Origin of the sequence: Pseudomonas sp. DG56-2, from assembly GCF_004803755.1 — a bacterium.
Classification (GTDB): Bacteria; Pseudomonadota; Gammaproteobacteria; order Pseudomonadales; family Pseudomonadaceae; genus Aquipseudomonas; species Aquipseudomonas auratipiscis.
In genome coordinates, this window is sequence record NZ_CP032311.1 from 3,108,137 (window position 1) to 3,131,459 (window position 23,323).

Genomic DNA, 23,323 nt, shown 5'->3' on the forward strand with positions numbered 1-23,323 from the left:
GATGTCCGGCCTCGAACTGTTCGCCGCCGTACTCGGCGTTATCGCCGTATGGCTCACGACCAAGCAGAATCCGTGGTGCTGGCCCATTGGCCTGGTCATGGTGCTGCTCTACAGCTGGATCTTCTTTGAAGTGCGGTTGTACTCGGACATGCTTTTGCAATTGGTCTTCGCGGTGCTGCAGGTCTACGGCTGGTGGCAATGGACGCGTCCAGACCGTCAGCGCGAAGCCCGTCAGGTAAGCCAGCTCGCCACCCAGCCGCTGCTATTGGGCCTCGGCCTGGGGTTGCTGGGCAGCCTCGCTCTAGGCGCAGCGATGTCGACCTGGACCGATGCTGCACAACCTTGGCTAGACGCGGCGCTGACCGCATTCAGTCTGGTCGCGCAGTTATGGATGGCACAAAAACGCGTAGAGTGCTGGCCACTGTGGGTGGTACTGGACGTGATTTTTGTCGGCCTGTTCCTTTATAAGGGGTTGTACTTGACCGCAGCGCTGTACGCCTTGTTCACCTTGATTGCAGTGCGTGGCTGGCGCGAATGGCGTCGCGACCTTGCGTTGGTCAGCGCATGAAGGTCCTGGTGCTGACCGGCCCCGAGTCCAGTGGCAAGAGCTGGTTGAGCGGCGAAATCCAGGCGCATTTCGGTGGCGAATGTGTGGGTGAATACGTACGCCACTTCATCGATGAGCAAGGCCGCGACACCTGCTACGCCGACATTCCTGCGATTGCCCAGGGCCAATTGGCCTGGGAGGACGCCGCACGGGCCCGTCAGCCAGAACTCCTGATTCTTGACACGCACTTGTTGAACAACCTGCTCTGGAGCCGGGTGCTGTTTGGTGATTGCCCGGCCTGGATCGAGCAGGCCCTGCTCCAACGCCGTTATGATCTGCATCTGTTGCTGGACCCGGCAGGCGTGAGCTGGGTAGGTGATGGCCAACGCTGCCAACCCGACCTTGGCCAACGCCAGGCGTTTTTTGCCGACAGCCTCGGCTGGCTGCAGCGCAACAAGCAACCCTTCAAAGTAGTTGGCGGTGACTGGCCGCAGCGCAGCGCGGCGGTATTGAGCGCGGTACAGCAGTTGCTTAGCGGCAAATCGCCAGCCTGCCCCACCGAGTGTTAATGCGTTGTAACACCCCAGTGGGCCATAGCCCCCGTTTTTGCGCACTGGTCCCCAATTCTGGGGGCCGTGTTAAGCCGACGATACAGTCGGTTAAAAAAGCCTTCGGACACCGCAGCCACCACTCCAAGCAGTAACCTCGCAAAAAAATGTCTCACGGTTGATACAGCGAAATCAATTCCTCTCTTCGACTACCCACCAAGCCTTTGTTTTTTAATCAAAAACCAAAAGCGGCACGGCTTCTGCTCTCCTCCTCACAACGCTGAAAAGGGCCAGCGCACTGAAGAAGGAATCGCCATCGTGGGAACCCTAGATAAAGGCATTTATCGCCTCCTACTGGTCGGCTGCGTTTTAGGAACAAGCCTCAGCTTGCCAGTCCAGGCCGAAAACGGAGTCGTCGTCATCACTCGCGATGTGCAAGTGCGCAACGCCGTTCGTGCCCCGCTCATACCCGACCCCAGTCCGGTCACCGTCAATACCAACCCCTCCGCGCATATCCTCAGACAGACCAACGAACTGAGCGACGGTGATTTTGCCGGCGTCAGCAGCGGTGCAGGCATCTCTTCCCTGATCACCCAACAGACCAACAATCTGGGCGCCAATATCAACCATCAGAACCAATTGCCTAATCTGGCCGGCGGGCGATCCGGCAACTCCGGCAACGGTATCTCCAACATGGTCAACTCCAACATCCAGAAGGGTCTGGCGCCCCTGCAAATCCTGACTGGAGGCAAGTGAGATGAGGCACACGCTGCTGATTCTGGCCACCTTTTGCAGTGCATCGGCCTTTGCCCAACCCCCGGTCATCAATAACGCCACCATCGACAATTCCGGCAAGCAGTATCAGGGCAACTTCGCTGTGAACCAGGCTGCTGGCGATCTGCTGCAACAAGCCAATGCCCGGGCGTTCGCCATCGGCCAAGGCGCCAGCGCAACCACGGACATTCGCCAACGCTCGATCAGCATTGTCGACCCCTCGATCGCCGCCCAATCCAACATTCAGGGCGACTCTTTCAGTAATGGCACCGGCGCGCTAGGCGTCAACCAGAGTGCAGGCGCCAGCAACCAGCAAGCCAACGCACTTCGTATCAGTATCAGTAATCAGCCGCAAAGCATCGATGACAGCGTCCTCATGCAACAGAACGTGGCGCTGGTCAACAACTCCGATCCAACTGGCTCTGCACCCGGTTATCGCCAGATCACTACCAGTGATCAGGCATTCACCGGTAGCCGTGGGGTGATCCAGTTGAATCAGAGCGCCGGGGTAGGAAATCGAACAGCAAATACCCTGAGCGTACGGGTCGCGGACTGACCCAAACAGGTAAGAACAACACTTAACCTAAAATAAAGTACGGAGAATCACCATGAAACCCTCGATGGCACTCAAGCCTCTGGTTTTCGCAATTGCTGCGGTCATGGCTGTTGCTGTACAAGCTGAACAAAACGATCGGCGTGGTAATGGCCACAATCACAACCACACGCCTCCTCAAAGAATGATTGATATCGATGCAACGGCCAACGCACACGACAGGCAAACCAGTACCAACAATAAAATCTGGAACGAAGGCGTTCAAAACGAAGCAGAAATGAGCAGCTCTGCAGGCGGCACCAGCGGCAACGTCGGTGTCAACGTGGCTGCAGGCTCCGGCAACCAGCAGGACAACGCGGCGGCCATTGCCAATGCGGCCTCTGATGCCAGTGCCATCGACAACAGCTTCGTCTTCGGTACTGCCGAAGCCACAGCTCGCGTCGTTCAAACCAGCAACAACAACAAGGTCTTCAACTTCGGCACCACCTCATCTGCTGTGATGAGCGGGTCTGCCAACAGTGCCGACGGCAACATGGGTGTCAACATTGCCGCTGGCGACCTGAACCAACAGAAAAACACCATGGCAATTGCCAACACCAACGCAGGACTTGGTAGTGCAACCGCCACCGCCTCCGCCGATCAAAGCGGCCCAGGCCTGGAAGTCACCAACAGGGCCGACCGGACCTATCGTGTGGATACGCTGACGGTTACCAAAACCTCCAGCGGCTCATCCTCTCGCGAAGGCACATTCGAATCGACCGACAACAGAAGTTCCTCTTCGAGCCTGAACCTGAGCGGTTCCCACAACTCGTCGGCGAACGGTTCCAACAGCACTGCCTCCAGCGGTTCCAACAGCTGGAATGCCAGCGGCTCCAACTCGTCCAATGCCAGTGGCTCCAACAACTGGAATGTCGACGGTTCTGCCAATGCTAACGCCAGCGGTTCCAACAACAGCAGCTCGAGCTCTACCTCGGCTTCTTCGTTGAACGCTGCGCTGAACGTTGCGGCAACTGCTGCCGGGAACGTCACCTGGGATGACGGCCGTCGTGAACGCAGCCGCAGTGTAGATGCCAGCGCGTCGCTTGATGCAACGCTGGACGCATCACTGAACACCTCGCAGCAAAACACCAACGAGTCGTCCTTCGATACCGCGTTCGATGCCTCGTTCTCCAAGTCGTTGAGCTCTTCGTACGACAGATCGCGTGACTCTTCATATGAAAAAGCGCACGACTCTTCATATGAAAAAGCCCACGAATCTTCGTATGAACAAGCGGCCGCTTCCTCGTTCGACAAGTCGTTCGAAAAATCGTCCGAGTCTGCCAACGATGTATCGAAAAGTTATAGCGAGGCCAACTCCTATGACTTGAGCAACACCATCTCGTACCAAGTGCTGACCCCAACCGGCTGGGCTAACCCTGTGACCAACACTGCAACCCTGAGCGGTTCGGTGAACGGCGGCAGCGGCAACCTCGGCGTCAACGTGGCATCGGGTGTAGGCAACCAGCAAAGCAACTCGCTGGCCATCTCCAACCAATCGTTCTGATTGTTATGGCCTGGAGGCCCCCTTCGGGGGGCCTTTTTTCAACAGAACCAGAAGGCGCCCGACCATGCGCATCATTGCCTTGGCGTTTTTGCTTTGTGTGGCCAGTGTGAGTGAAGCTGCTCAGATGCCACTTTCCGTGTTACCCGGTGGTGCGGTGGTATTCAAGCCCATCCAAAGCGTACGCGAGCGCAAATTCGCTGACCTGGTTCAACAGAAAACCGATTTCAGCTGTGGCGCCGCAGCGCTGGCGACCATCCTGCGTCAAGCCTATTGGCTGGACGTGAACGAAGAGCAGATCATCGAAGGCATGCTCGCCCACGCCGACCAGGACCTGGTCCGCGTCCAGGGTTTCTCCATGCTCGACATGAAGCGCTATGTAGAAAGCCTGGGCATGCGCGCCCGTGGCTATCGGGTTGCACCCGAGACCTTGAACAATGTCCGCATTCCGGTCGTGGTACTGATGGACATCCGCGGCTACAAGCACTTTGTAGTGCTACAGAAAGTCGACAAAGGCTGGGTGTATATCGGTGATCCGGTACTGGGCCACAAGCGCTACACCATCGACGACTTTGTCAAAGGCTGGAACGGCATCATCTTCGCCGTCATCGGCCAAGGCTACGACAAGACCAATGCCTTGCTCGACCCGCCGCTGCCGCTTACCGCCAAAAGAAAAATAAACAACTTCACCCCGGTGCAAGACGCAGAGTTGATGGATTTCGGATTCATCCAAAGCGACTTCTTCTAATGACACGTGAGCACGACGCTCCTGGAGCATGCAATGAAGACTCCAATCTGGCTGACCCTTGCATGTCTGGCTGCCAGCCTGCCCATCCAGGCCCAGACATTTCAACCCATTGAGCTCAAGGACCAGGAATTGGCGAACCTGCGCGGTCGCTACGTGATGCCCGGACGCATCATCAGCTTCGGCGTTGTCATGACCAGCACATGGCAAAACGCCAAAGGCGATGTAATCGGCGCAACCTCCTCGATGCAAGTGCAGCAATCGACCATCAAGCCCCAGTTCTATGTGTCGATGATCAATGAAAAAGGCAATGGCACGGCGCATTCAGGGAATACCGGCACGGGTACCGGTACCGTCAATGGTGGTGCCGGCCTGAACAGCACCGAAGGCGTAACGCAGATCGTGCGAGCCGCCGGCGACAACAACACAGCCTACAACGGCGTGGACATCAGAGTCACCAAGGCCAACCAGGCACCCGCCGGCCAACAACAAGGCAAACCGTTGGCCCCAGGCTCGACCGTGGTCGGCGCGAACGGCGCAGGTTCGCTGAGCGTTTCCTCCACAGGGTCTGGTGTACAGATGAACATTGTTGCCAACAATAACCAGGGCAATACCGTACAACGCCTGGCCCAGGGCGGTCTGATGCAGAACACGACGTTGCTCGGTGGCGGCAACCAGGTCAGGAACCTCACCTCGCTGAACGTGGTGCTGCGTGAGAACGTGCCGACCGCCGGTTCGCTCAATGGCAACCTGGACCAACTCAAAGGCCTTCGTACTCTCGGATACTGATCTACGCTGAGTCTCATCGAATGTAGTCAGAAGGGACGGCTAACCCATGCACCGATCGTTAACGTTCAGAGCTGTCGTTTGTTTGAGTACCCTGGCACCGGCTACATTGCTTTACGCAGCAACGGACCCCCAGGTCGAAGCACTAAAACAAGAACTCATGGAGCTGAAACAGCGTTACGAAGCACAACAGAACGCGCTGATGGTACTCGAGCAGCGCGTTCGCCAAGTAGAAGAAGCACCGGCTACACCTGCTCCCAGACGCCTGACCAAGTCCCCTGCCGAAACCACCAGGAGTGGCCAGACCGTGGCTGCAGGCGCGCCTGGCACCACCGGCAGTTCATACGGGCAGTCACTCAAAGATGACTCCGAACCGGCGCAGAGCGTTTCCAACTTGTATGACGAAGCCAGCGGCTTCTTCGGTGGCGGCAAGTTCAGCGTCGAAACCGGCCTGACCTACACCCATTACGACACCCGCGCACTGGTGCTCAACGGTTTTCTGGCGTTGGACTCGATTTTCCTTGGCAACATCAACCTTGACCGCATCAAGGCCGACAACTGGACCCTGGACCTGACGGCCCGCTACAACCTGGCGCAACGTTGGCAATTCGACATTAACGTTCCCGTGGTCTATCGCCAGTCAACCTATTCGTCGGGTGGCGCCGGCGGTTCCGGCCCGACTACATCGGATGCAACCGTCGATCGCGACCCGACCATAGGCGATATCAACGTTGGCGTTGCCTACAAATTCCTCGATGAATCCGAGAACCTTCCCGACGCGGTGTTCACCCTGCGCGTCAAAGCGCCGACTGGGGATGACCCCTATGGCATCAAGCTGGTCACCGACCCGACCAACGACAACCTGGCGGTGCCTGAAAGCCTGCCTACCGGCAACGGTGTCTGGGCGATCACACCCGGCATCTCACTGGTCAAGACCTTCGACCCTGCCGTGCTCTTTGGTAGCCTGTCGTACACCTACAACATGGAAGACTCGTTCAGCGACATCAGCCCGGCAGTCAACTCCAAGGTCCCGGGTGACGTGAAGCTCGGCGACTCCTGGCAGATCGGTGCCGGTATTGCCTTTGCCCTGAACGAAAAGATGAGCATGTCCTTTTCGTTCTCTGACCAATTTGCCAGCAAAAGTAAGATCAAGCCTGACGGCGGTGACTGGCAATCGATTTCCAGCAGCGACTACAACGCGGCTAACTTCAACATCGGCATGACCCTGGCCGCTACCGATAACCTGACCATCGTCCCGAACCTGTCCATCGGGCTGACAGACGACTCTCCGGACTTCTCCTTCAGCCTGAAATTCCCGTACTACTTCTGATGGCGGGCTGGGTGAAAGCAATGAGTGCATGACTGCGGATCGGTTGCTTTGGGTCGTGATCTGCAGTCAGCGAATCTGATGTTTGTGCAGCAAGCGGTAAAAGGTTGGCCGAGACACCCCAAGCACCTTGGCGGCGATACTCAAGTTATCGCTGTGCCGATTGAGTACGTCGCATAGCGCCTGGCGCTCGGCACGGTGCTTGTAGTCTTCAAGGGTACCCATGCTCAACGTGAAAGCATGCTGACTGAGCAAACCCAAGTCCTGCGCCTCGATCTGCCGCCCTTCTGCTAGCACCAGGCCACGCCTGACGCGGTTGGCCAGTTCACGCACGTTACCCGGCCAATCATGCTTGCCCATAGCAGCCAATGCGTCTTCACTGAACGAGCGCGGTCGGCGTCCGGTTTCCAGGCTGTAGAAGTGCGAAAAATGGCTGGCGAGCATCGACAGGTCGCCATGGCGGTCACGCAGGGGCGCGGTGATCACCTGCAGAACGTTGAGCCGGTAGTACAAGTCCTCCCGGAAACGCCCGCTGCTGATGGCCTTTTCCAGGTCCACATGGGTAGCCGCCAGAACCCGCACATCGACTGCTATCGGCTGGCTACCGCCAACCCGTTCAATGTGCTTTTCCTGAAGAAATCGCAACAAGTTCGCTTGCAGTTCCAGGGGCAGGTCACCAATTTCATCCAGGAACAACGTGCCGCCGTTGGCCGCTTCGATGCGACCGATCTTGCGCTGATGGGCGCCAGTAAACGCGCCCTTCTCGTGGCCGAACAACTCGGACTGAATCAGGTTTTCAGGAATCGCCCCGCAATTGATCGGCACAAAGGGTTTGTCGCGGCGCTGGGACTGGCGATGCAAGGTACGCGCGACCAGCTCTTTGCCGGTGCCGCTTTCGCCGCGAATCAACACCGGAGACTCCGTGGGCGCCAATTTGCTCAGCAGCTTACGCAGTTCGCGAATCGGTCGGCTTTCACCCAGCAGCTCATGCTCCAGCTCATCGACATGCACGCTGCCCTTGCCTCGCAGGCGCGCCATACCGAAGGCTCGGCCGATGGTGACCTGAACCCGCGAAACATCAAACGGCAAGGTGTGAAAGTCGAAAAACCATTCACAGACAAAGTCGCCAACATTCTGCATGCGCAGCTCGTCAGGGCTGAGTACTGCGATCCACTCGGTATTGCTGCGCGTGATCAGGTCCTTGACCGCATCCGGATGCTGCAGGTGTGATGCCTGTAAACGCAGCAAGCCGACATCACAGGGCTGTTCCAGGGCCGAGGACAAGGTTGAGCTGAAAACATCCCAGCCGACATTGCGCAAGCCTGGCAACAAACGGTGGCAATCGTCGCACGGGTCAACGATCAGCAGGCGACGGTTGGGTACAGGTTCGAGCATGACCTTTCCTTGGCGCCAATTATGGAATTTTAAATAGAAACAGCACGTTGGCAGGCCCGTCTGTAACAGTAGCAACGTTGCGTCAATCGCCCACTACCGTTTGTCCATAAAACGTGAAAACGGAGTTAAGTCCGTGTTGTTATTAAACTTCCTGCGTCGCCGCTGGCTGCCAACCTGTATGTTTTCCAAAAATAATTAAATTATTTTGAAGATTGTTGTGACTCGATCCCCCCCTGCGCGCATCAGTACAAGTAACTCACCGCTAACGCGGCTATTGATTATCTTGTTTGGGCCCACAGAGAGACCGAACCCATGAACGCCTCGCTCCGTGTCAACGAAGCACTGCTGATTGCCGACCACGCCTTCGAACCCTTCCAGTGTGTTGCTTGGGATTCGCCTAACGGTACAGGTGAGCTGAGCTTGGCAGTGATCGACCGGACCAGCACCCGCATCGGCAGCAAGCAGGTGCCAAGCAGCACCTACTCCGATCCCAAGCAACTGGCCAATCTGATTGAACAGATGCGCGCCGAGTTGCAAGAACAAGGCTGCCACTTGCAGCCGTGGTCGATGCCGAAGTAATTACCAGCCCTCCCCGCTGAACATATAGCCGCACATCTTTTTGCTGTGCGGCGAGCAACTTTTTATTCAAAAAAGTACAAACTGCGACAACCCGTCGCAGCCCTGCTCTTGTACAGTTCCGTACATGCCTTATTTATTCGACAACGCTGAAACTTTCAATCGGGCGATATTCAGCCTCTATCTGCTGCGCCAATAAACGTGCACGCCCAAGGCGTACGGGTGAAGACTCGATATCGACCAATAGGCTCGGGCATGGCAACGGTTGCAGGGGGTCCCAGGCTTTCAGCCGGCCATCGGTCACGATCAGGCAGTGCTGCTGCTCATGGGGATGCTGGCGCTGACGCAGTTCAAGCCAATGCCGTGCCTGCTCCAATGCGCCAAGCAGCGGCGTACCGCCACCGGCGCCGAGACTGTCGAGCCACGGCTTCAAGGCGGCCGAGGCTTTCAGACCATGACGCTGCCAACGCGGCGCATTGCCACTGGCGGTAAGCAGGGTCAGGCGTACGCGCTGGAGATAGGCTTGGTCGAACAACGCTGCCAGCAGCCCCTTGGCCTTGCTCAATGCCTGGTAGCGCCGGGTCGAGGCCGAGGCATCGACAATAACCAGCCACTGCTCATGGGCACTGGCAGTGCGTTGCTGCCAACACAGATCGCGACGCTGAAGCGGACGGCCCTTGAGCAAGGTTGCCGGCCATGCGACCGAACCTTGCAAGGCCTCGCGGGCGCGCCCGCGCGGCCCTTGCTTAATCGGTCCCGAGCGGGGTTTGGCATCCGCCGCCTGGGGCCGACGGATGCTCAGGGCTTTTTTGCCCAGTTCGGCACCTCGCGACGGGCACCGGTCGTTATCGCTTGTGGCGGCATCTCGCCCCAGGCCCCCTGCCCTTGTTCGGTGCTGGAGTCCTGGCCAGCCGGAGGCTGTGGCGCCGAGCCTTGTTCAGCCTGTGGCGGCACATCGCGGCGCCGATGACGCAGGGCAAACTCGGCCACTGCATCGATATCCTGGGCTTCAATCTGCTCAGCACCCCGCCAGGCGGCGTGCGCCCGAGCAGCGCGTAACCAGACCAGATCGGCGCGCAGACCGTCTACCCCAGCAGCAAAACAGCGCTCGGTGATCTGTGCCAGCGCCTGATCATCCAGAGCAATGCGCGCCAGCTGCTCGCGGGCCGTTTGGCAGCGTTGGCGCAAATGCGCCTGCTCAGGCGCCCACTGCAGGCAAAATGCTTCTGGGTCAGCATCGAAATCCAGGCGCCGGCGAATGATCAGGCTACGCGCCTCGGGAGCAGGATGACCTGCGAGCACAACGTTGAGACCGAAGCGGTCGAGCAACTGCGGGCGCAACTCACCTTCTTCCGGGTTCATTGTGCCAATCAGCACGAATCGCGCACTGTGACGATGAGAAATACCATCGCGCTCGACCCGGTTGGTACCGCTGGCAGCGACATCCAGAAGCAGATCGACCAGGTGGTCGGCCAGCAGGTTGACCTCATCGACATACAGCACGCCGCCGTCGGCCTTGGCCAGCACGCCCGGGGAAAACTGCGCCTTACCCTGGCCCAGCGCGGCGTCAAGATCAAGCGTACCGACCAGGCGCTCTTCACTCGCGCCCAATGGCAAGGTTACGAACGGCCCCTCGCCAAGCAGGTCGGCAAGCCCGCGAGCCAGCGTGCTCTTGGCCATGCCGCGTGGGCCTTCGATCAGCACGCCGCCTATCTTTGGATCGATGGCGGTCAGGCACAAGGCGAGCTTCAACTCATCGGCGCCGACCACGGCAGACAGCGGAAAATGTGCGGGTTCAGTCATTTCAAATCTCTTCTTCGCCATCGAGCAGTTGCTCTTCGAGGGCTTCACGGTAATCCCCCGGGGACTCCCACAAGCCACGCTGCTGAGCTTCCAGGAGCCGCTCGGTGATGTCGCGCAGGGCTTGCGGGTTGTGCTGGCGCATAAAGTCGCGGGTCGCAGCATCCAGAACATAAGCCTCGGCCAGCGACTGATAGTGGTGATCGTCTATCAAATGGGTGGTGGCATCGAAAGCGAACAGGTTATCGACGGTCGCGGCCAGTTCGAAGGCACCTTTGTAACCATGGCGCTTGACCCCGTCTATCCACTTGGGATTGAGCGCCCGCGCACGCACCACTCGATTGAGTTCCTCTTTCAGGGTGCGGATGCGCGGACGGTCCGGCTGACTGTGATCGCCATGGTAGCTGGCTGCCGGCTTGCCCCCCAAGGTTTCAACGGCCGCCAGCATACCGCCTTGAAACTGGTAGTAATCATTGGAGTCGAGCAGGTCATGCTCGTGATTGTCCTGATTCTGGATTACCGCCTGCACCTGGCTCAGGCGCCGGGCGAAGTCGGCGCGTGCCGGGGTGCCGTCATCGGCTGCGCCGTAGGCATAACCACCATGATTAAGGTAAACCTCGGCAAGGTCCTTGCGCTCGTTCCATAGGTGCCCGTCGACAGCATTCTGTACGCCCGCACCATAGGCTCCAGGCTTGGCGCCGAATACACGCCAACCGGCCTGGCGTGTGGCCTGCTCGGTCGTCAAACCCTGGCGTTCGAGTTCACTGCGCTCTGCACGCACCCTGGCCGCGAGCGGGTTCAAGTCATCGGGCTCATCCAGCGCCGCCACTGCCTGGACTGCGGCGTCAAACAGCTTGATGAGGTTGCCGAACGCATCACGGAAGAACCCCGAGACGCGCAGCGTTACATCCACCCGCGGTCGGTCGAGCAGGCTCAAGGGAAGTATTTCGAAGTCATCGACGCGCTGGCTGCCACTCGCCCATACCGGGCGCACGCCCAGCAAGGCCATGGCCTGGGCGATATCATCGCCACCGGTGCGCATGGTCGCCGTCCCCCAAACCGACAGACCCAACTGACGCAAATGATCACCATGATCCTGCAGGTGGCGTTCAAGAATCAGGTTCGCCGAAGCAAAGCCGATGCGCCATGCCGTGGTGGTCGGTAGATTGCGCACATCGACGGTAAAGAAGTTGCGCCCGGTCGGGAGCACGTCCAAGCGCCCGCGACTGGGGGCACCACTGGGCCCGGCCGGGACAAAGCGTCCTTGCAGGGCTGCCAGCAAGCCGTGCATCTCAGCCGGCCCACAAGCGTCCAGTTGCGGCGCAATACTGTGCTGCAGGGCCAGCAACACAGCCCTCACATCCGACCAAGCCGTATCGTCCGGTAACTCGATAGTGCCTGCCAGGGCTTGTGCTATGTAGGTGCCGGCGAGGATTTCCAGGCGTTCACGGGTGTCACCCTGGGTCCGCCATACGGCCTCATCCTGCGCCTGTAAAAGTGCCGGGCGCGGCCCTTGCCAGGGCTGGCCCAGGTCGCAATCAAGGGGATCGAACCCCAGTGCCAAGGCCTTGGCCAAGGCCCGGAGCAAACTGCAATTGGCGCCGCGACCATCGCCTCGCGCCACCCGCAGCAGTGCCTGCAGAGTATCGAGGCGCAGCCGTCCTGCGGGTGACTCGCCAAACACATGTAGGCCATCACGAATCTGCGACTCCTTGAGGTCGCACAAGTAGGTATCCAGACGCGGTAACCACACCGCAGCATCATCCAGTGCACCTTCAAGCTGCAGCTCACGATCGATGTGGTTATCGCGCACCAGTTCGAGAATATCGCGCTGCAACTCTCGGGCCCGGCGTGGATCGAGCAACTGCGCTTCGTAATACTCATCGGCCAGCGCTTCCAGGTGTCGCAGCGGACCGTAGGTTTCGGCACGGGTCAACGGCGGCATCAAGTGATCGATGATCACCGCCTGGGTGCGACGCTTGGCCTGGGCGCCCTCGCCCGGGTCATTGACGATGAACGGATAGATGTTCGGCAGCGGTCCGATCAACGCATCTGGCCAGCAATTGGCGGACAAACCCACGCCCTTGCCCGGCAGCCACTCCAGGTTGCCGTGCTTGCCGACATGGATCAATGCATCGGCAGCAAAGCCATGACGCAGCCAGAAATAGAACGCCAGGTAGCCATGGGGCGGCACCAGGTCGGGATCGTGGTAAACCGCGCTCTGGTCCAGTTGGTAACCACGCGCCGGCTGGATGCCGACAAAGGTCAGGCCAAACCGCAGACCGGCGACCATCATCCGTCCGTTGCGGAACATCGGGTCGAGCTCCGCCTCGCCCCAACGTGCGCGCACTGCATCCTGGTTGGCCTGCGGCAGTGTGGCAAAGGCGGCCTGATACTCCTCCAAGGCCATGCTCTGCAGGCACGGACGCAGATCAAGGCTGTGCAGATCATTGCTGACGCCACCGAGCAGCGCCTGAATCAGCGCCGTGCCGCTGTCCGGCAAGGTGCTGCTTAGTGGATAGCCCTGACGTTGCAGGGCACGCAGGATGTTCAGCGCCGCGGCCGGGGTATCCAGACCAACGCCATTGCCGATGCGTCCATCACGTGTCGGGTAGTTGGCCAGAATCAAGGCTACACGCTTGTCCTGATTGGGCAACTGCGCCAGTGCACACCAGCGACGGGCCAACTCGGCAACGAAATCCATGCGCTCGGCATGCGGGCGATAGCAAACCACATCCGACTGGCTGCGCTCGCTACGCCAGGCCAGGTCCTTGAAGCTGATCGGTCGTGTGATGATGCGCCCGTCCAATTCCGGCAAGACAATGTGCATGGCCAGGTCGCGAGCCCCCAGGCCCTGCTCGCTGGCCTGCCAGCCTGGCTGGTTGTCCTGGGCGCAAATTGCCTGCAGCACCGGAACGTCGCGGCGAAACGGACGCAGGTTCGGTTGTTCCGGGCTGGACTGAGCAAAGCCGGTGGTGTTGATGATCAACGCGGCGTCGACCTGATCCAGCCAGTCTTCGACCTGACTAAAACAACCGGCCTCCTTGAGACTGGCCACAGCGATAGGCAACGGGTTGAGTCCGGCTAGCTGCAAACGCTCGCAGAAGGTATCGATAAAAGCAGTGTTGGCAGCCTGCAGGTGCGAGCGGTAGAAGAGTATCGGCACCACTGGCTGTTCGACCTGCCACTGGGCAAACCAGTCGTCGAGCACCGCCGTGGCTTTGCGCGGGTGATAAACCGCCGTACGTGGCAACTGCTGCGGTTCATCCCAGGGATAATCGCGCTGCAAAAGCTGATTGGCCAGGCAGTAGAACAGATTCAGGGCATTGGCCTTGCCGCCCTGGCGCAAAAAGTGCCAAAGCCGCTCGGCCTGTTGTGCGGGCACCGTACTGAGGCCGGTGAGCTCCGGGTCCGGGCGATCATCACCCGGCACCAGAATCAACTGCACGCCACGGTCGGCAAGCTCCAGCAATTGCTCGACGCCGTAGCGCCAATAACCGACACCGCCGTGCAGCGATACCAGAATCACCTTGGCATGGCGCAGAACCTCATCGACATAGAGGTCGACCGAGGCATGATTCTGTACCTGCATCGGGTTGGCCAGACGCAGGCTGGGGTAATTTTCGGGCAACTGCTGGGCGGTTTCGGCCAGCAGTGCCAGGTGCGAGTCACCGCTGCAGAGAATGACCAGCTCGGCTGGCGTCTGGCCGAGATCGGCAATACTGTCGTCCGGTACGAAGCCACCGGGCTGGGTGCGCAGCAGGTGCATGGGTCAAGCGCTCAGTGCGGCCCGCAGGCTCGCTTCCAGTTGCAGCGCATCCAGTTCCTGGCCGATCAGCACCAGGCGCGTAGAGCGCGGCTCTTCACTGCGCCAGGCGCGGTCGAAGTGCTTGTCGAAACGAGTACCGACACCCTGGATCAGCAAACGCATCGGTTTACCGGGAATTGCCGCGAAGCCCTTGACTCGCAAAATGCCGTGCTGCACGACCAATTGAGTCAAGGCATCCAGCAATTGGCTTTCGTGCGCTTCTGGCAGCTCGATGGAGATCGAGTCGAAGGCGTCATGGTCATGATCATCGTGATCGTCATCATCGTGGTGCGAATCATGGTGGGTACGCCGGCCATCGATATGCGCTTCCGACTCGGCGCCCAGGCCCAGCAGCACTTCCAGCGGCAAACGGCCGCTGCTGGCTTCGATCACCTTGACCGCTGGCGGCAACTCTTCCTGCACTTCGGCACGGACCTTGGCCAGGTCTTGCGCAGCAATCAGGTCGGCCTTGTTCAGCACCACCAGATCGGCGCTGGCCAGTTGGTCGGCGAACAGCTCGTGCAGCGGCGACTCATGGTCCAGGTTAGGGTCAAGTTTGCGCTGGGCATCGACCTGATCAGGGAACGCTGCAAAGGTACCGGCAGCCACTGCGGGACTATCGACTACGGTGATGACCGCATCAACTGTGCAGGCATTGCGAATTTCCGGCCACTGGAACGCTTGAACCAGCGGTTTGGGCAGCGCCAGGCCGCTGGTTTCAATAAGGATGTGGTCAAGATCGCCACGGCGGGCAACCAGTTCGCGCATCACTGGGAAGAACTCTTCCTGCACGGTGCAGCACAGGCAACCGTTGGCCAACTCATAGACACGACCGCTGGCCTCTTCTTCGGTGCAACCAATGCTGCACTGCTTGAGAATCTCGCCGTCGATGCCCAGCTCACCGAATTCGTTGACGATCACCGCGATGCGCCGCCCTTGGGCATTGTCGAGCATGTGTCGAAGCAGTGTCGTTTTGCCCGAGCCGAGAAAGCCGGTGACGATAGTGACGGGAAGTTTGGCCAGTGTTTTCATTGTCGATGCCCTTGGCAGGATGGCGGGCATGCGGGACGAGAACCACAGGTGCTACCACCTGGGCGCGTTCGCCACCGGATCACCCCGCCCGGTTTATGTCGGAAACTGTTCGAGGCAGGTCTCCTGGCTTGCATTGCACCGGCCACGGGCCAGTCGAATGACGCCTTCCCGCAGAACTGCAGTGGCTGTGTCAGACGTTTTCAATGCTTACAGTTGCGGGGGCAGCCGCGGCTTGAACCGCGTTCCCGTCTTAGCTTCGGCCGACGCCGAAGAACCTCGAAGCGGCTAGGCTACGCAGTGCCCGGTACGGGGTCAACTGCTGTCACGATTGACGCCTGACTTCGCCCATGATTTGCTAGTGCGATTCGTTTGGGTGCCCTTTACAGGGTGAAACTGGGAAACCGGTGCGTCATACACGGCTATTGAAGGGTGTACGACAAGTCCGGTGCTGCCCCCGCAACGGTAAGTGAGCAAAGCGTCAGTACCACTGTGCCCGTAGTTTGGCATGGGAAGGTGACGCCCTTGGCTGAGCGTAAGTTTGCCAGCCCTCACCAGCCCGGAGACCGGCCCAACACTGATTTGACAAACCCGCGGTGGGCGGGCGCTGTTGCAACCCCTGGGCGAGCTGCGTTCAGGGGTTTCCTGCGCTTGCCTGTTGCCGAACAACACCAAGAGGAAAGCGCCATGCGTACCAGTACCGCCAGTCACCCTACCGTTACCCCTACAAGCCTCAGCCAGCGCCTGCTGGTGGCCGTTGGTGCCTCGCTGCTGGGCCTGTGCCTGGTCTACTTCGCCGGATTCTCGCATATCGAAGCGGTGCACAACGCTGCCCACGATACGCGCCACAGCGCTGCTTTCCCTTGCCATTGAGTACTTTCCGATGATCAAGCGTATTGCAAGTACTGCAGGCTTCGCCGGACTGTTGGCTGCGCTGCTGCTGACCCTGCTGCAAAGCTTTTGGGTCGCGCCGCTGATTCTTCAGGCCGAAACCTATGAAAGCGCAGCACCGGCCGTGGAAGCACACGAGCACGCTCCCGGCGTGGCTGCCGATCACCACCACGACAGCGAAGCCTGGTCGCCCGAAGACGGTTGGCAACGCGTTGTCTCGACAACCGGCGGTAATCTGGTGGTCGCGGTTGGCTTTGCCCTGATCCTCGCCGCGTTGTACTCACTGCGCGCGCCGAAGACGGCGATCACCGGAGCCCTCTGGGGCCTGGGTGGCTTTGCTGTGTTCTGCCTGGCACCGACCCTGGGCCTGCCACCGGAGTTGCCGGGTACCGCCGCTGCCGACCTGGCCCAGCGCCAGGCCTGGTGGGTGGGTACCGCTGCCGCAACCGCCGCAGGGCTTGGGTTGATCGTGTTTGCTCACAATTGGTTGTTCAAGGCCCTCGGCGTTGTGCTGCTGGTAGTGCCGCACGTAATCGGCGCCCCACAGCCTGAAGTGCATGCAATGCTTGCGCCGCAAGCACTGGAAGCCGAGTTCAAGATCGCTTCACTGCTGACCAACGCGGCGTTCTGGCTGGCCTTGGGCCTGATCAGCGCCTGGCTGTTCCGTCGCCCGACCCAGGCTTGACTGCGATGCAGATATTCGTCGGCATAGGTTGCCGACGAGGTTGCCCAGCACAAACCCTGGGCAACCTGCTGGAACACACCCTCAAGGCCCACGACTTGCCGCTTGAGGCAGTCGCGGGTCTTGCCAGTATCGACCTCAAGGAACACGAACCCGGGCTGTATCAATTGGCCCGGCGCCTCAATGTTCCCCTGCTGTTTTTCTCTGCCGCTCAACTGGCAGCTTTCGAGACGCGCCTGAGCCATCGCTCAGCCGTCGCCTTTGAGCACAGTGGTTGCTATGGCGTTGCCGAAAGTGCAGCGCTGGCGCTGGCCGAGAAGATGGCAGGCTCGGCGCAACTGTACGTCAAGCGCACCTTGCTGAGTGACGCCAGCCTGGCATTGGCCACGGCCACAGGCTTTGGCGGATAATCAGCACTTTCTTTCCAAGGATTTCGCATGACCGTCTATTTCATCGGCGCCGGCCCCGGCGACCCCGAGCTGATCACGGTAAAAGGCCAGCGCCTGATCCATCGCTGCCCGGTGATCATCTATGCAGGCTCGCTGGTTCCTGCCGCAGTGCTTGAAGGCCATCGCGCCGAGACAGTCATCAATAGCGCGCAGTTGCACCTGGCACAGATCATCGAAGCCATTGCCCACGCCCACGCACGTGGCCAGGACGTGGCTCGCGTACACAGTGGCGACCCCAGTCTGTATGGTGCCATTGGCGAGCAGATCCGCTGCTTGCGCGAACTGAATATTCCTTATGAAATCATCCCTGGGGTTACCGCCGTGGCCGCCAGCGCCGCCCTGCTCGGCTGCGAACTGACCTTGCCGGATATTGCCCAGACCGTGATCCTCACCCGCTACGGTGACAAGTCGCCGATGCCCGCTGGCGAGCAACTGGCCGACCTTGCCCGGCATGGCAGCACCCTGGCGATACATCTTGGGGTCAAGCACCTGGAGAAGATTGTCGAAGAACTGCGCCCGCATTACGGCGGAGACTGCCCGATTGCAGTGGTGCATCGCGCCACCTGGCCGGATCAGGACTGGGTGCTCGGCAGCCTTGATGCTATTGTCCAACAGATACAGGCCAAGGGCTTTCGCCGTACCGCGCTGATTTTGGTCGGGCGGGTGTTGGCCAGTGACAGCTTTTCCGAGTCGGCGCTGTACCGCGCCAGCCACGCTCATCTGTATCGCCCCGGCTAGAGGACTGCCCATGCTGGAACTACGACCCAATTGCGAATGCTGTGGCTGTGACCTGCCTGGCGATAGCCAGGATGCGTTGATTTGCTCGTTCGAGTGCACGTTTTGCAAAGCCTGCAATGCGCAGCACCTCAAGGGCAAATGCCCCAATTGTGCCGGCGAGCTGGTGAAACGCCCCGCACGGGCTGCGGCGAAGCTGGTCAACAACCCAGCTTCGACCACACGAATCGTCAAGGACCAGGGCTGTCCGAGTCACTGACGTCAGCTCAATTCAGGCTGGACGACCGTCGGAGCCGTTTTCAGGGTCACGCGGGCAATGACGATGGCAAGCGCCGCGAGAACGAATGTCAGCCATGACATCAAACCAATCCCGCCCTCGAATGCACGCCCGGCAATGGCCATCAACTCGCTTGCCTGATCAGTGCCCAGGGTTGCCGCCACTGTGTGAGCACCCGCCAGCGTTTCGCTGGCCAGGCGTTCTTGCAGCGGTGTAAGAAACGCGGGCAACTGCAATGCACCCCGGTAGTAGGCCGTAACCACCCCGCCCAGTACCGTAGTGCCCAATACCACGCCCACTTCATACGCGGTTTCACTGATCGCCGAGGCTGCTCCGGCCTTGGTCGGTGGCGCGGCGGACAGAATGATGTCGTTGGACACCGTGGCGATTGCCCCGACACCGATGTTCAACAAGGCAAAGGCGACGACCAGCACGATCAGGTTGATGCCAAGACCTGCAACCAGCAAAAACGCGCCCCCCGTGAACGCCACCAACACCGGTATCAATACCTGCGCTGAAACCCGCTGGGCAACGGGAACCACCAGCATCCCGACGACAATCGCCATGATTTGTCCCGGCACCAAGGCCAGGCTTGCCTTGAAGGCAGACATGTCCAGGACGATCTGCAAGAACTGGGTGGCGAAAAACACAAAACCAACCAGGAACGCCAAACTCATCAGGTTGATGGCAACCGAGCCGCTGAAGGTTTTATTGCGAAACAGCGCCAGATCCATCAAAGGCACCGGCAGCCGCAGTTGGCGCCGAACAAACAGCCAGCCACTTGCCGCACCGATGGCAAAAGCCGCCACCGCCTGCGCGTCCAGACCTGCGCTGGCCAGATGCTTGATGCCATAGACCAGTGCGCCGAGAGCGACCATTGACTGCAGGATACTCAAAGGATCGAGGGGCCCCGACGCATCCGCCTCGGACTCAGGCAATAGCCACGGCCCGAGGAGCAACAGCGGTACCAGTACCGGTACAGCCAGCAGAAAAATCGCCCCCCAGTCGAAAAACTCCAGCAGTATCCCGCCAACCAATGGTCCGAGTGCCGAACCTACTGTCAGGGTGGTGGCCCAGATGGCGACAGCAAGACGGCGCTCTTCGCGATCCTCGAACAGCGAGCGAATCAGCGCCAGTGTCGAGGGCATCAACATGGCGCCGAAAATACCCATGCAGGCGCGACCGGCGATCAACTGTCCGGCATTGGCAGAGTACGCCGTCATCACCGATACGGTGGCGAAACCCAACGACCCGATCAGCAGCAATTTACGGTGACCTATCCGGTCACCCAGACTGCCCATGGTTACTAGCAATCCTGCCAATACCAGCGAATAGGCATCGATCATCCACAACTGCTGACTGGCGGTTGGCTGCAACGCCTCGGCAATCTTTGGCAGGGCGAATCCCAGCACGGTGTTATCTACCGTCACCAGCAGTACCGGCAACATCAATACGGCCAGTCCCCACCAGCGCTTAGTTCGAGGCTGTTGTTGGATCGCCCCTGTCGTCGATGACATGTACAAAGCTCCATATTCAAGCGGGCTCTCACCCTGTTCATGTTTTCAGTTCAGTTGAGAAAAAATCTGTTGGCAGTCCAGGGCACCGCTGTCCAGGCGCTCGCCCAGGGCTCTGGCGACGGTCTGCAGGTCCTCCTTGAAGTGTGGGTAATCTTCATCGCTGACCGTCCTGATCAAACACTCCATTCCCTGCAGCAGTGCTTCACGCTGCTGACTCGCCTGATGGTTTTGCAGTTGTATGTCCCAATACACCTCGGCTGGATTGACCAACAGGCGAGACAGCAACGCCAGCATCGTGCGCATTGGCGGCGGCATGACCTCCTCGATCAGAGCCAGGTCCAGCGACGACTTCGCCAAGGCCATGCCAAAACCAATAATGGCGGCATGAGGCAATGCCTGACAAAGCGCCATCAACTCATCATGACTGGCAGGCGACATACGCCTGATCTTCATGCCGGCGGCGATCAACGCCGTTTCAATGAACGTTTCGGCCTCCCCCTGGTCGTCCCGGCAGATCGCAACGGTACGCCCCTGTGGCGAAAGCCTCGGAGAAAACATTGGATTGATGCCAATGCACGGCTGCTGCGCAGAATGCGCTCTCAATGCTGCGTAGAAAGGGCCTTGAACCGAACAGGTCGGCACGAACATAACGTCCATCGACACAGCCTGCAGCACCCAGGGGATGGCATCGACGGCAACTCGCTCTGGTAACGCGAAGACGACAGCGATGGCATTGCTGAAGAGCTGAGCGCTATCGCGGGGTGGATTGCTCACGTCTATCTGGTGACGCTCATCCTCATGTTTGCCAGCACGACAATCGACCACCCTGGTGTGCAATCCTTGCTGCTTGAGAACACTGCACATCAGCGTGCCGACCAGACCGCCGCCGCCCAACACGACAACCGTGTCATTGGTCATTGTCGACTCCCCGCGACAAAACTGTAATAAGGGACACTGGCCTTGACCAGGGTCTCTTCGAGCTCCTGATCCGGGTCGGAATGGGCGACGATGGCGCCGCCGATACCGAACTCCGCCTGCTGGTTCTGCAACACTGCGGTACGAATAACGATACTCAGCTCTGCCCCACCCCTGAATGATATCCAGCCTAACGCTCCGGAGTAGACACCTCGCGCCGAGGACTCCAGAGTATCGATGATCTCCATGGTGCGTTTTTTCGGCGCGCCGGTCATCGAGCCTCCCGGGAAGCAGGCGCGGATGGCCTCTACGCTGGATACCCCAGGTGCCAGGTTGCCGCGAACGGTGGAAACCAGTTGATGCACCGAAGAAAAACTCTCCACTGCGAAAATTTCCGGTACATGCACACTGCCTGCCCGGCACACACCGTTCAAATCATGACGCACCAGATCGACGATCATCAGGTTCTCGGCACGATCCTTGGCCGAGATGGCCAGGTCTTCGCGCAACTGCAGGTCTTCGCCGGGGTCTGCGCTGCGCGGTCGTGTGCCCTTGATCGGCCGCGACTCGATCACACCGTTGGCGTCGATTCGCAGGAAAGTTTCCGGAGAGGCGCTGAGCACCGAAAATCGCTCGAACTGCAAGAATGCACCGTAGGGTACCGGACTCGCTGCACGCATCCGACGATAAGCATCGAGCGGCGCACCCTCGTAGGTCACTCTGGCACGGTTGGTCAGGCATATTTCATAAGACTCGCCATCGTTGATGTACTGCAGCGACTGCTTGATCTTGTCGATGTACGCCCGCGGGCTGTCGTCCAGGACCAGATCGGGGCCATGCACGGCTCCCGGTACAAACTGTTGAGATTCGGCGGCAAACCGATTCGTCGGTAATTCGCCTGGCGACCACTCGGGTTGCTCGCCGACTTTACTCATCAAGCACTCGTAAAGCCTGTGCTGATGGTGATCAAAAACGAAAAAATGCGGGGTAAAGATGAAACTGGCGTCGGGGTATTCGGATCGATAGACCTTGTGCCCACCCACCAGCGCTTTCAACTCGTAGCCCAGGTACCCTACCAAACCGCCGCTGAATACGAAGGGCAAGCTCTCTGGCAACGTCACCTGTACCGTTTCGATGATCTGGCCGATCAGCGTGAAGCAGTCGCCCTCGACCTGAAGGCGTCCGTTTGGCCCCTCCAGGGTCAGGCGTTCGTAGTTGACGTTGTACTCAAGGCGGACAGCCCCCGGCGTTTGGCCACTGCCCATGATCGAGTAGCGCGCGTTGGGCCTTTCTGATTTTTCACTGTCGAGCCAGAACGCATAGCGGTCATTAGCATACCGCTGCGCAAACAATGCCAATGGCTCGACCTTCCCGGCGTGCTCTCGATAACTCAACTGCATGTTTGACAAGCCGCCGGCGGCGATGAATAGGTCACCCGCCGACTGACGCCCCAGGCTGCCTCCCGGTTGCGAGCGGTGAATGCAGTTATATTCCAGGGCCATTCGCACAAAGTTGCCGAGTAGTGCATGGCCGTATTCAGAATCGATCGACTCAGGATGAAACTGCACCCCCCAAAGTGGTCGGTGGCTGTGCTCTATCGCCATGACCACGCCGTCATCGGTCCAGGCAGTGCAATGTAGGTCGTCCGGCAGGTGAGTACAGGTCAAGGAGTGATAGCGAACAACCTCGAACTGCTCCGGCAGATCGCGGAACAATCCTTTTCCGGTATGGGTGATACGGCTGCGGTAGCCATGTACCGGGCGGGGTGCATGGGCGACCGTGCCCCCCAGAAATTGTGCGATACCCTGATGCCCCAAACAGATACCGAGCAAGGGCACCGTCGACTGCACAATCACCTCTGCACACACCCCAAAGTCTTCGCCTGATCCTGGGTGGCCAGGGCCAGGTGATACAACAATGGCGTCGTAGTCTTCGATGTTCAGGTCGCTGTAGCACACCGTGTTGGGCAGCGTATCCGCCCATACACCGGTTACCTCATACAGGTATTGGGCAATATTGTGGGTGAAGGAGTCGAAGTTATCGAGGAGCAGTATCTTCATGCCTGCCCTTCCTGGTGCAGTCGCTGATTGATCAATTGGTTCTCTTGGACACAGGTCTCTTCGATGATGAGCCTGAAGATCGACTCGACGTACCCGGCATTCAACCCTGCCTGAACAGCCTTCGCCTTGATCGCGTCGAGTACCTGGGTAATACGTTGCGGCTGCATCATTGCAATACCATGCGCGGCCTTGAGCTCGGCGATCACCATGCAGACTTGCATACGCTGGCAGAGCAACTCGACCAGTTGGTTATTGATCACATCCAGTCGGTCCCGCTGGGGTTGCAAAATAGTCGTAATAGAAGGTGGTAACGTTCCTTGTTGCGTCATCATCACATCTCCTGTTGTAAGGCCACCTGATGCGGCTGAG

General features: G+C 59.4%; 23 protein-coding genes and 2 riboswitches. Of the genes, 14 read left to right on the plus strand and 9 right to left on the minus strand.

Annotated features, from left to right (window positions below; translation table 11 throughout):
* Position 1: 1 nt before the first annotated feature.
* The 8 genes from pnuC to D3Z90_RS13950 all read left to right on the plus strand — a co-directional run bounded on the left by pnuC (position 2) and on the right by D3Z90_RS13950 (position 6,823).
* Entirely contained in the window at positions 2 to 568 is a 567-nt protein-coding gene (gene pnuC, locus D3Z90_RS13915; RefSeq protein WP_136476462.1) for a nicotinamide riboside transporter PnuC, read from the plus strand.
* On the plus strand, positions 565 to 1,116 hold the full coding sequence (locus tag D3Z90_RS13920) for an AAA family ATPase (RefSeq protein WP_136478959.1): 552 nt from the start codon (positions 565 to 567) through the stop codon (positions 1,114 to 1,116). The genes pnuC and D3Z90_RS13920 overlap by 4 nt, the downstream gene beginning before the upstream one ends.
* 297 nt (positions 1,117 to 1,413) lie before the next feature.
* The gene (locus tag D3Z90_RS13925; protein ID WP_136476464.1) at positions 1,414 to 1,851 is read left to right on the plus strand and encodes a hypothetical protein; all 438 of its coding nucleotides are present in this window, start codon (positions 1,414 to 1,416) and stop codon (positions 1,849 to 1,851) included.
* Position 1,852: 1 nt separating this feature from the next.
* Positions 1,853 to 2,425, plus strand: coding sequence for an adhesin (locus tag D3Z90_RS13930; RefSeq protein WP_136476466.1), 573 nt, complete (start codon positions 1,853 to 1,855; stop codon positions 2,423 to 2,425).
* A 52-nt stretch (positions 2,426 to 2,477) separates the two neighbouring features.
* Complete coding sequence (locus D3Z90_RS13935) at positions 2,478 to 3,965, plus strand: heme utilization protein (RefSeq protein WP_136476468.1); 1,488 nt, start codon at positions 2,478 to 2,480, stop codon at positions 3,963 to 3,965.
* Between the two features lie 64 nt (positions 3,966 to 4,029).
* Positions 4,030 to 4,710 carry a C39 family peptidase gene (locus D3Z90_RS13940; protein ID WP_136476470.1) on the plus strand — a complete coding sequence of 227 codons (681 nt, stop codon included), beginning with the start codon at positions 4,030 to 4,032 and terminating at the stop codon, positions 4,708 to 4,710.
* A gap of 33 nt (positions 4,711 to 4,743) precedes the next feature.
* Positions 4,744 to 5,496, plus strand: coding sequence for a hypothetical protein (locus D3Z90_RS13945; RefSeq protein WP_136476472.1), 753 nt, complete (start codon positions 4,744 to 4,746; stop codon positions 5,494 to 5,496).
* Positions 5,497 to 5,542: 46 nt separating this feature from the next.
* Positions 5,543 to 6,823 carry a transporter gene (locus D3Z90_RS13950; protein WP_136476474.1) on the plus strand — a complete coding sequence of 427 codons (1,281 nt, stop codon included), beginning with the start codon at positions 5,543 to 5,545 and terminating at the stop codon, positions 6,821 to 6,823.
* A gap of 66 nt (positions 6,824 to 6,889) precedes the next feature.
* On the opposite strand, the gene D3Z90_RS13955 is transcribed toward D3Z90_RS13950, so the two are convergent.
* The gene (locus tag D3Z90_RS13955; RefSeq protein WP_136476476.1) at positions 6,890 to 8,215 is read right to left on the minus strand and encodes a sigma-54 dependent transcriptional regulator; all 1,326 of its coding nucleotides are present in this window, start codon (positions 8,213 to 8,215) and stop codon (positions 6,890 to 6,892) included.
* Between the two features lie 312 nt (positions 8,216 to 8,527).
* Between D3Z90_RS13955 and D3Z90_RS13960 the strand changes: the two genes are divergently transcribed.
* Positions 8,528 to 8,794 carry a hypothetical protein gene (locus D3Z90_RS13960; RefSeq protein WP_136476478.1) on the plus strand — a complete coding sequence of 89 codons (267 nt, stop codon included), beginning with the start codon at positions 8,528 to 8,530 and terminating at the stop codon, positions 8,792 to 8,794.
* Between the two features lie 133 nt (positions 8,795 to 8,927).
* On the opposite strand, the gene D3Z90_RS13965 is transcribed toward D3Z90_RS13960, so the two are convergent.
* From D3Z90_RS13965 to cobW, 4 genes are all read right to left on the minus strand, one after another.
* A complete protein-coding gene (locus tag D3Z90_RS13965; RefSeq protein ID WP_305956094.1) occupies positions 8,928 to 9,506 on the minus strand; it encodes a VWA domain-containing protein in 579 nt (192 codons plus the stop codon).
* Between the two features lie 83 nt (positions 9,507 to 9,589).
* Positions 9,590 to 10,594 carry an ATP-binding protein gene (locus tag D3Z90_RS13970; protein WP_136476482.1) on the minus strand — a complete coding sequence of 335 codons (1,005 nt, stop codon included), beginning with the start codon at positions 10,592 to 10,594 and terminating at the stop codon, positions 9,590 to 9,592.
* A gap of 1 nt (position 10,595) precedes the next feature.
* Complete coding sequence (gene cobN, locus D3Z90_RS13975; RefSeq protein WP_136476484.1) at positions 10,596 to 14,360, minus strand: cobaltochelatase subunit CobN; 3,765 nt, start codon at positions 14,358 to 14,360, stop codon at positions 10,596 to 10,598.
* A gap of 3 nt (positions 14,361 to 14,363) precedes the next feature.
* The gene (gene cobW, locus D3Z90_RS13980) at positions 14,364 to 15,431 is read right to left on the minus strand and encodes a cobalamin biosynthesis protein CobW (protein ID WP_136476486.1); all 1,068 of its coding nucleotides are present in this window, start codon (positions 15,429 to 15,431) and stop codon (positions 14,364 to 14,366) included.
* Positions 15,432 to 15,526: 95 nt separating this feature from the next.
* Positions 15,527 to 15,725, minus strand: a riboswitch (cobalamin riboswitch).
* A gap of 60 nt (positions 15,726 to 15,785) precedes the next feature.
* A riboswitch (cobalamin riboswitch) is annotated at positions 15,786 to 16,018 on the plus strand.
* 97 nt (positions 16,019 to 16,115) lie between these two features.
* Between cobW and D3Z90_RS13985 the strand changes: the two genes are divergently transcribed.
* From D3Z90_RS13985 to D3Z90_RS14005, 5 genes are read left to right on the plus strand one after another with little or no spacing between them, the layout of a single operon-like run.
* Positions 16,116 to 16,301, plus strand: a complete 186-nt coding sequence (locus tag D3Z90_RS13985; protein ID WP_136476488.1) for a CbtB domain-containing protein — start codon at positions 16,116 to 16,118, stop codon at positions 16,299 to 16,301.
* A gap of 10 nt (positions 16,302 to 16,311) precedes the next feature.
* Complete coding sequence (locus tag D3Z90_RS13990) at positions 16,312 to 17,004, plus strand: CbtA family protein (RefSeq protein WP_136476490.1); 693 nt, start codon at positions 16,312 to 16,314, stop codon at positions 17,002 to 17,004.
* Between the two features lie 5 nt (positions 17,005 to 17,009).
* Positions 17,010 to 17,411: a cobalamin biosynthesis protein gene (locus D3Z90_RS13995; RefSeq protein WP_136476492.1), complete on the plus strand. Its 402-nt coding sequence runs from the start codon at positions 17,010 to 17,012 to the stop codon at positions 17,409 to 17,411.
* Between the two features lie 27 nt (positions 17,412 to 17,438).
* The gene (cobM, locus tag D3Z90_RS14000) at positions 17,439 to 18,188 is read left to right on the plus strand and encodes a precorrin-4 C(11)-methyltransferase (RefSeq protein WP_136476494.1); all 750 of its coding nucleotides are present in this window, start codon (positions 17,439 to 17,441) and stop codon (positions 18,186 to 18,188) included.
* A gap of 10 nt (positions 18,189 to 18,198) precedes the next feature.
* Complete coding sequence (locus D3Z90_RS14005) at positions 18,199 to 18,444, plus strand: DUF1272 domain-containing protein (protein WP_136476496.1); 246 nt, start codon at positions 18,199 to 18,201, stop codon at positions 18,442 to 18,444.
* Between the two features lie 2 nt (positions 18,445 to 18,446).
* On the opposite strand, the gene D3Z90_RS14010 is transcribed toward D3Z90_RS14005, so the two are convergent.
* The 4 genes from D3Z90_RS14010 to D3Z90_RS14025 are packed head-to-tail and all read right to left on the minus strand — an operon-like array spanning position 18,447 to position 23,286.
* Positions 18,447 to 19,979: an MFS transporter gene (locus D3Z90_RS14010; protein ID WP_136476498.1), complete on the minus strand. Its 1,533-nt coding sequence runs from the start codon at positions 19,977 to 19,979 to the stop codon at positions 18,447 to 18,449.
* Between the two features lie 45 nt (positions 19,980 to 20,024).
* On the minus strand, positions 20,025 to 20,897 hold the full coding sequence (locus D3Z90_RS14015) for a prephenate dehydrogenase dimerization domain-containing protein (protein ID WP_136476500.1): 873 nt from the start codon (positions 20,895 to 20,897) through the stop codon (positions 20,025 to 20,027).
* The gene (gene pabB / locus D3Z90_RS14020) at positions 20,894 to 22,954 is read right to left on the minus strand and encodes an aminodeoxychorismate synthase component I (protein WP_136476502.1); all 2,061 of its coding nucleotides are present in this window, start codon (positions 22,952 to 22,954) and stop codon (positions 20,894 to 20,896) included. The genes D3Z90_RS14015 and pabB overlap by 4 nt, the downstream gene beginning before the upstream one ends.
* A complete protein-coding gene (locus D3Z90_RS14025) occupies positions 22,951 to 23,286 on the minus strand; it encodes a chorismate mutase (protein WP_256658204.1) in 336 nt (111 codons plus the stop codon). Before D3Z90_RS14025 ends, pabB begins: the two co-directional genes overlap by 4 nt.
* Between the last annotated feature and the right edge of the window lie 37 nt (positions 23,287 to 23,323).

Coding starts and splice junctions, on each gene's coding strand:
- pnuC (WP_136476462.1), top strand. CDS start 2: ATGTCCGGCCTCGAACTGTTCGCCGCCGTACTCGGCGTTATCGCCGTA.
- D3Z90_RS13920 (WP_136478959.1), top strand. CDS start 565: ATGAAGGTCCTGGTGCTGACCGGCCCCGAGTCCAGTGGCAAGAGCTGG.
- D3Z90_RS13930 (WP_136476466.1), top strand. CDS start 1,853: ATGAGGCACACGCTGCTGATTCTGGCCACCTTTTGCAGTGCATCGGCC.
- D3Z90_RS13935 (WP_136476468.1), top strand. CDS start 2,478: ATGAAACCCTCGATGGCACTCAAGCCTCTGGTTTTCGCAATTGCTGCG.
- D3Z90_RS13940 (WP_136476470.1), top strand. CDS start 4,030: ATGCGCATCATTGCCTTGGCGTTTTTGCTTTGTGTGGCCAGTGTGAGT.
- D3Z90_RS13945 (WP_136476472.1), top strand. CDS start 4,744: ATGAAGACTCCAATCTGGCTGACCCTTGCATGTCTGGCTGCCAGCCTG.
- D3Z90_RS13950 (WP_136476474.1), top strand. CDS start 5,543: ATGCACCGATCGTTAACGTTCAGAGCTGTCGTTTGTTTGAGTACCCTG.
- D3Z90_RS13955 (WP_136476476.1), bottom strand. CDS start 8,215: ATGCTCGAACCTGTACCCAACCGTCGCCTGCTGATCGTTGACCCGTGC.
- D3Z90_RS13960 (WP_136476478.1), top strand. CDS start 8,528: ATGAACGCCTCGCTCCGTGTCAACGAAGCACTGCTGATTGCCGACCAC.
- D3Z90_RS13970 (WP_136476482.1), bottom strand. CDS start 10,594: ATGACTGAACCCGCACATTTTCCGCTGTCTGCCGTGGTCGGCGCCGAT.
- cobN (WP_136476484.1), bottom strand. CDS start 14,360: ATGCACCTGCTGCGCACCCAGCCCGGTGGCTTCGTACCGGACGACAGT.
- cobW (WP_136476486.1), bottom strand. CDS start 15,431: ATGAAAACACTGGCCAAACTTCCCGTCACTATCGTCACCGGCTTTCTC.
- D3Z90_RS13985 (WP_136476488.1), top strand. CDS start 16,116: ATGCGTACCAGTACCGCCAGTCACCCTACCGTTACCCCTACAAGCCTC.
- D3Z90_RS13990 (WP_136476490.1), top strand. CDS start 16,312: ATGATCAAGCGTATTGCAAGTACTGCAGGCTTCGCCGGACTGTTGGCT.
- D3Z90_RS13995 (WP_136476492.1), top strand. CDS start 17,010: ATGCAGATATTCGTCGGCATAGGTTGCCGACGAGGTTGCCCAGCACAA.
- cobM (WP_136476494.1), top strand. CDS start 17,439: ATGACCGTCTATTTCATCGGCGCCGGCCCCGGCGACCCCGAGCTGATC.
- D3Z90_RS14005 (WP_136476496.1), top strand. CDS start 18,199: ATGCTGGAACTACGACCCAATTGCGAATGCTGTGGCTGTGACCTGCCT.
- D3Z90_RS14010 (WP_136476498.1), bottom strand. CDS start 19,979: ATGTCATCGACGACAGGGGCGATCCAACAACAGCCTCGAACTAAGCGC.
- D3Z90_RS14015 (WP_136476500.1), bottom strand. CDS start 20,897: ATGACCAATGACACGGTTGTCGTGTTGGGCGGCGGCGGTCTGGTCGGC.
- pabB (WP_136476502.1), bottom strand. CDS start 22,954: ATGAAGATACTGCTCCTCGATAACTTCGACTCCTTCACCCACAATATT.
- D3Z90_RS14025 (WP_256658204.1), bottom strand. CDS start 23,286: ATGATGACGCAACAAGGAACGTTACCACCTTCTATTACGACTATTTTG.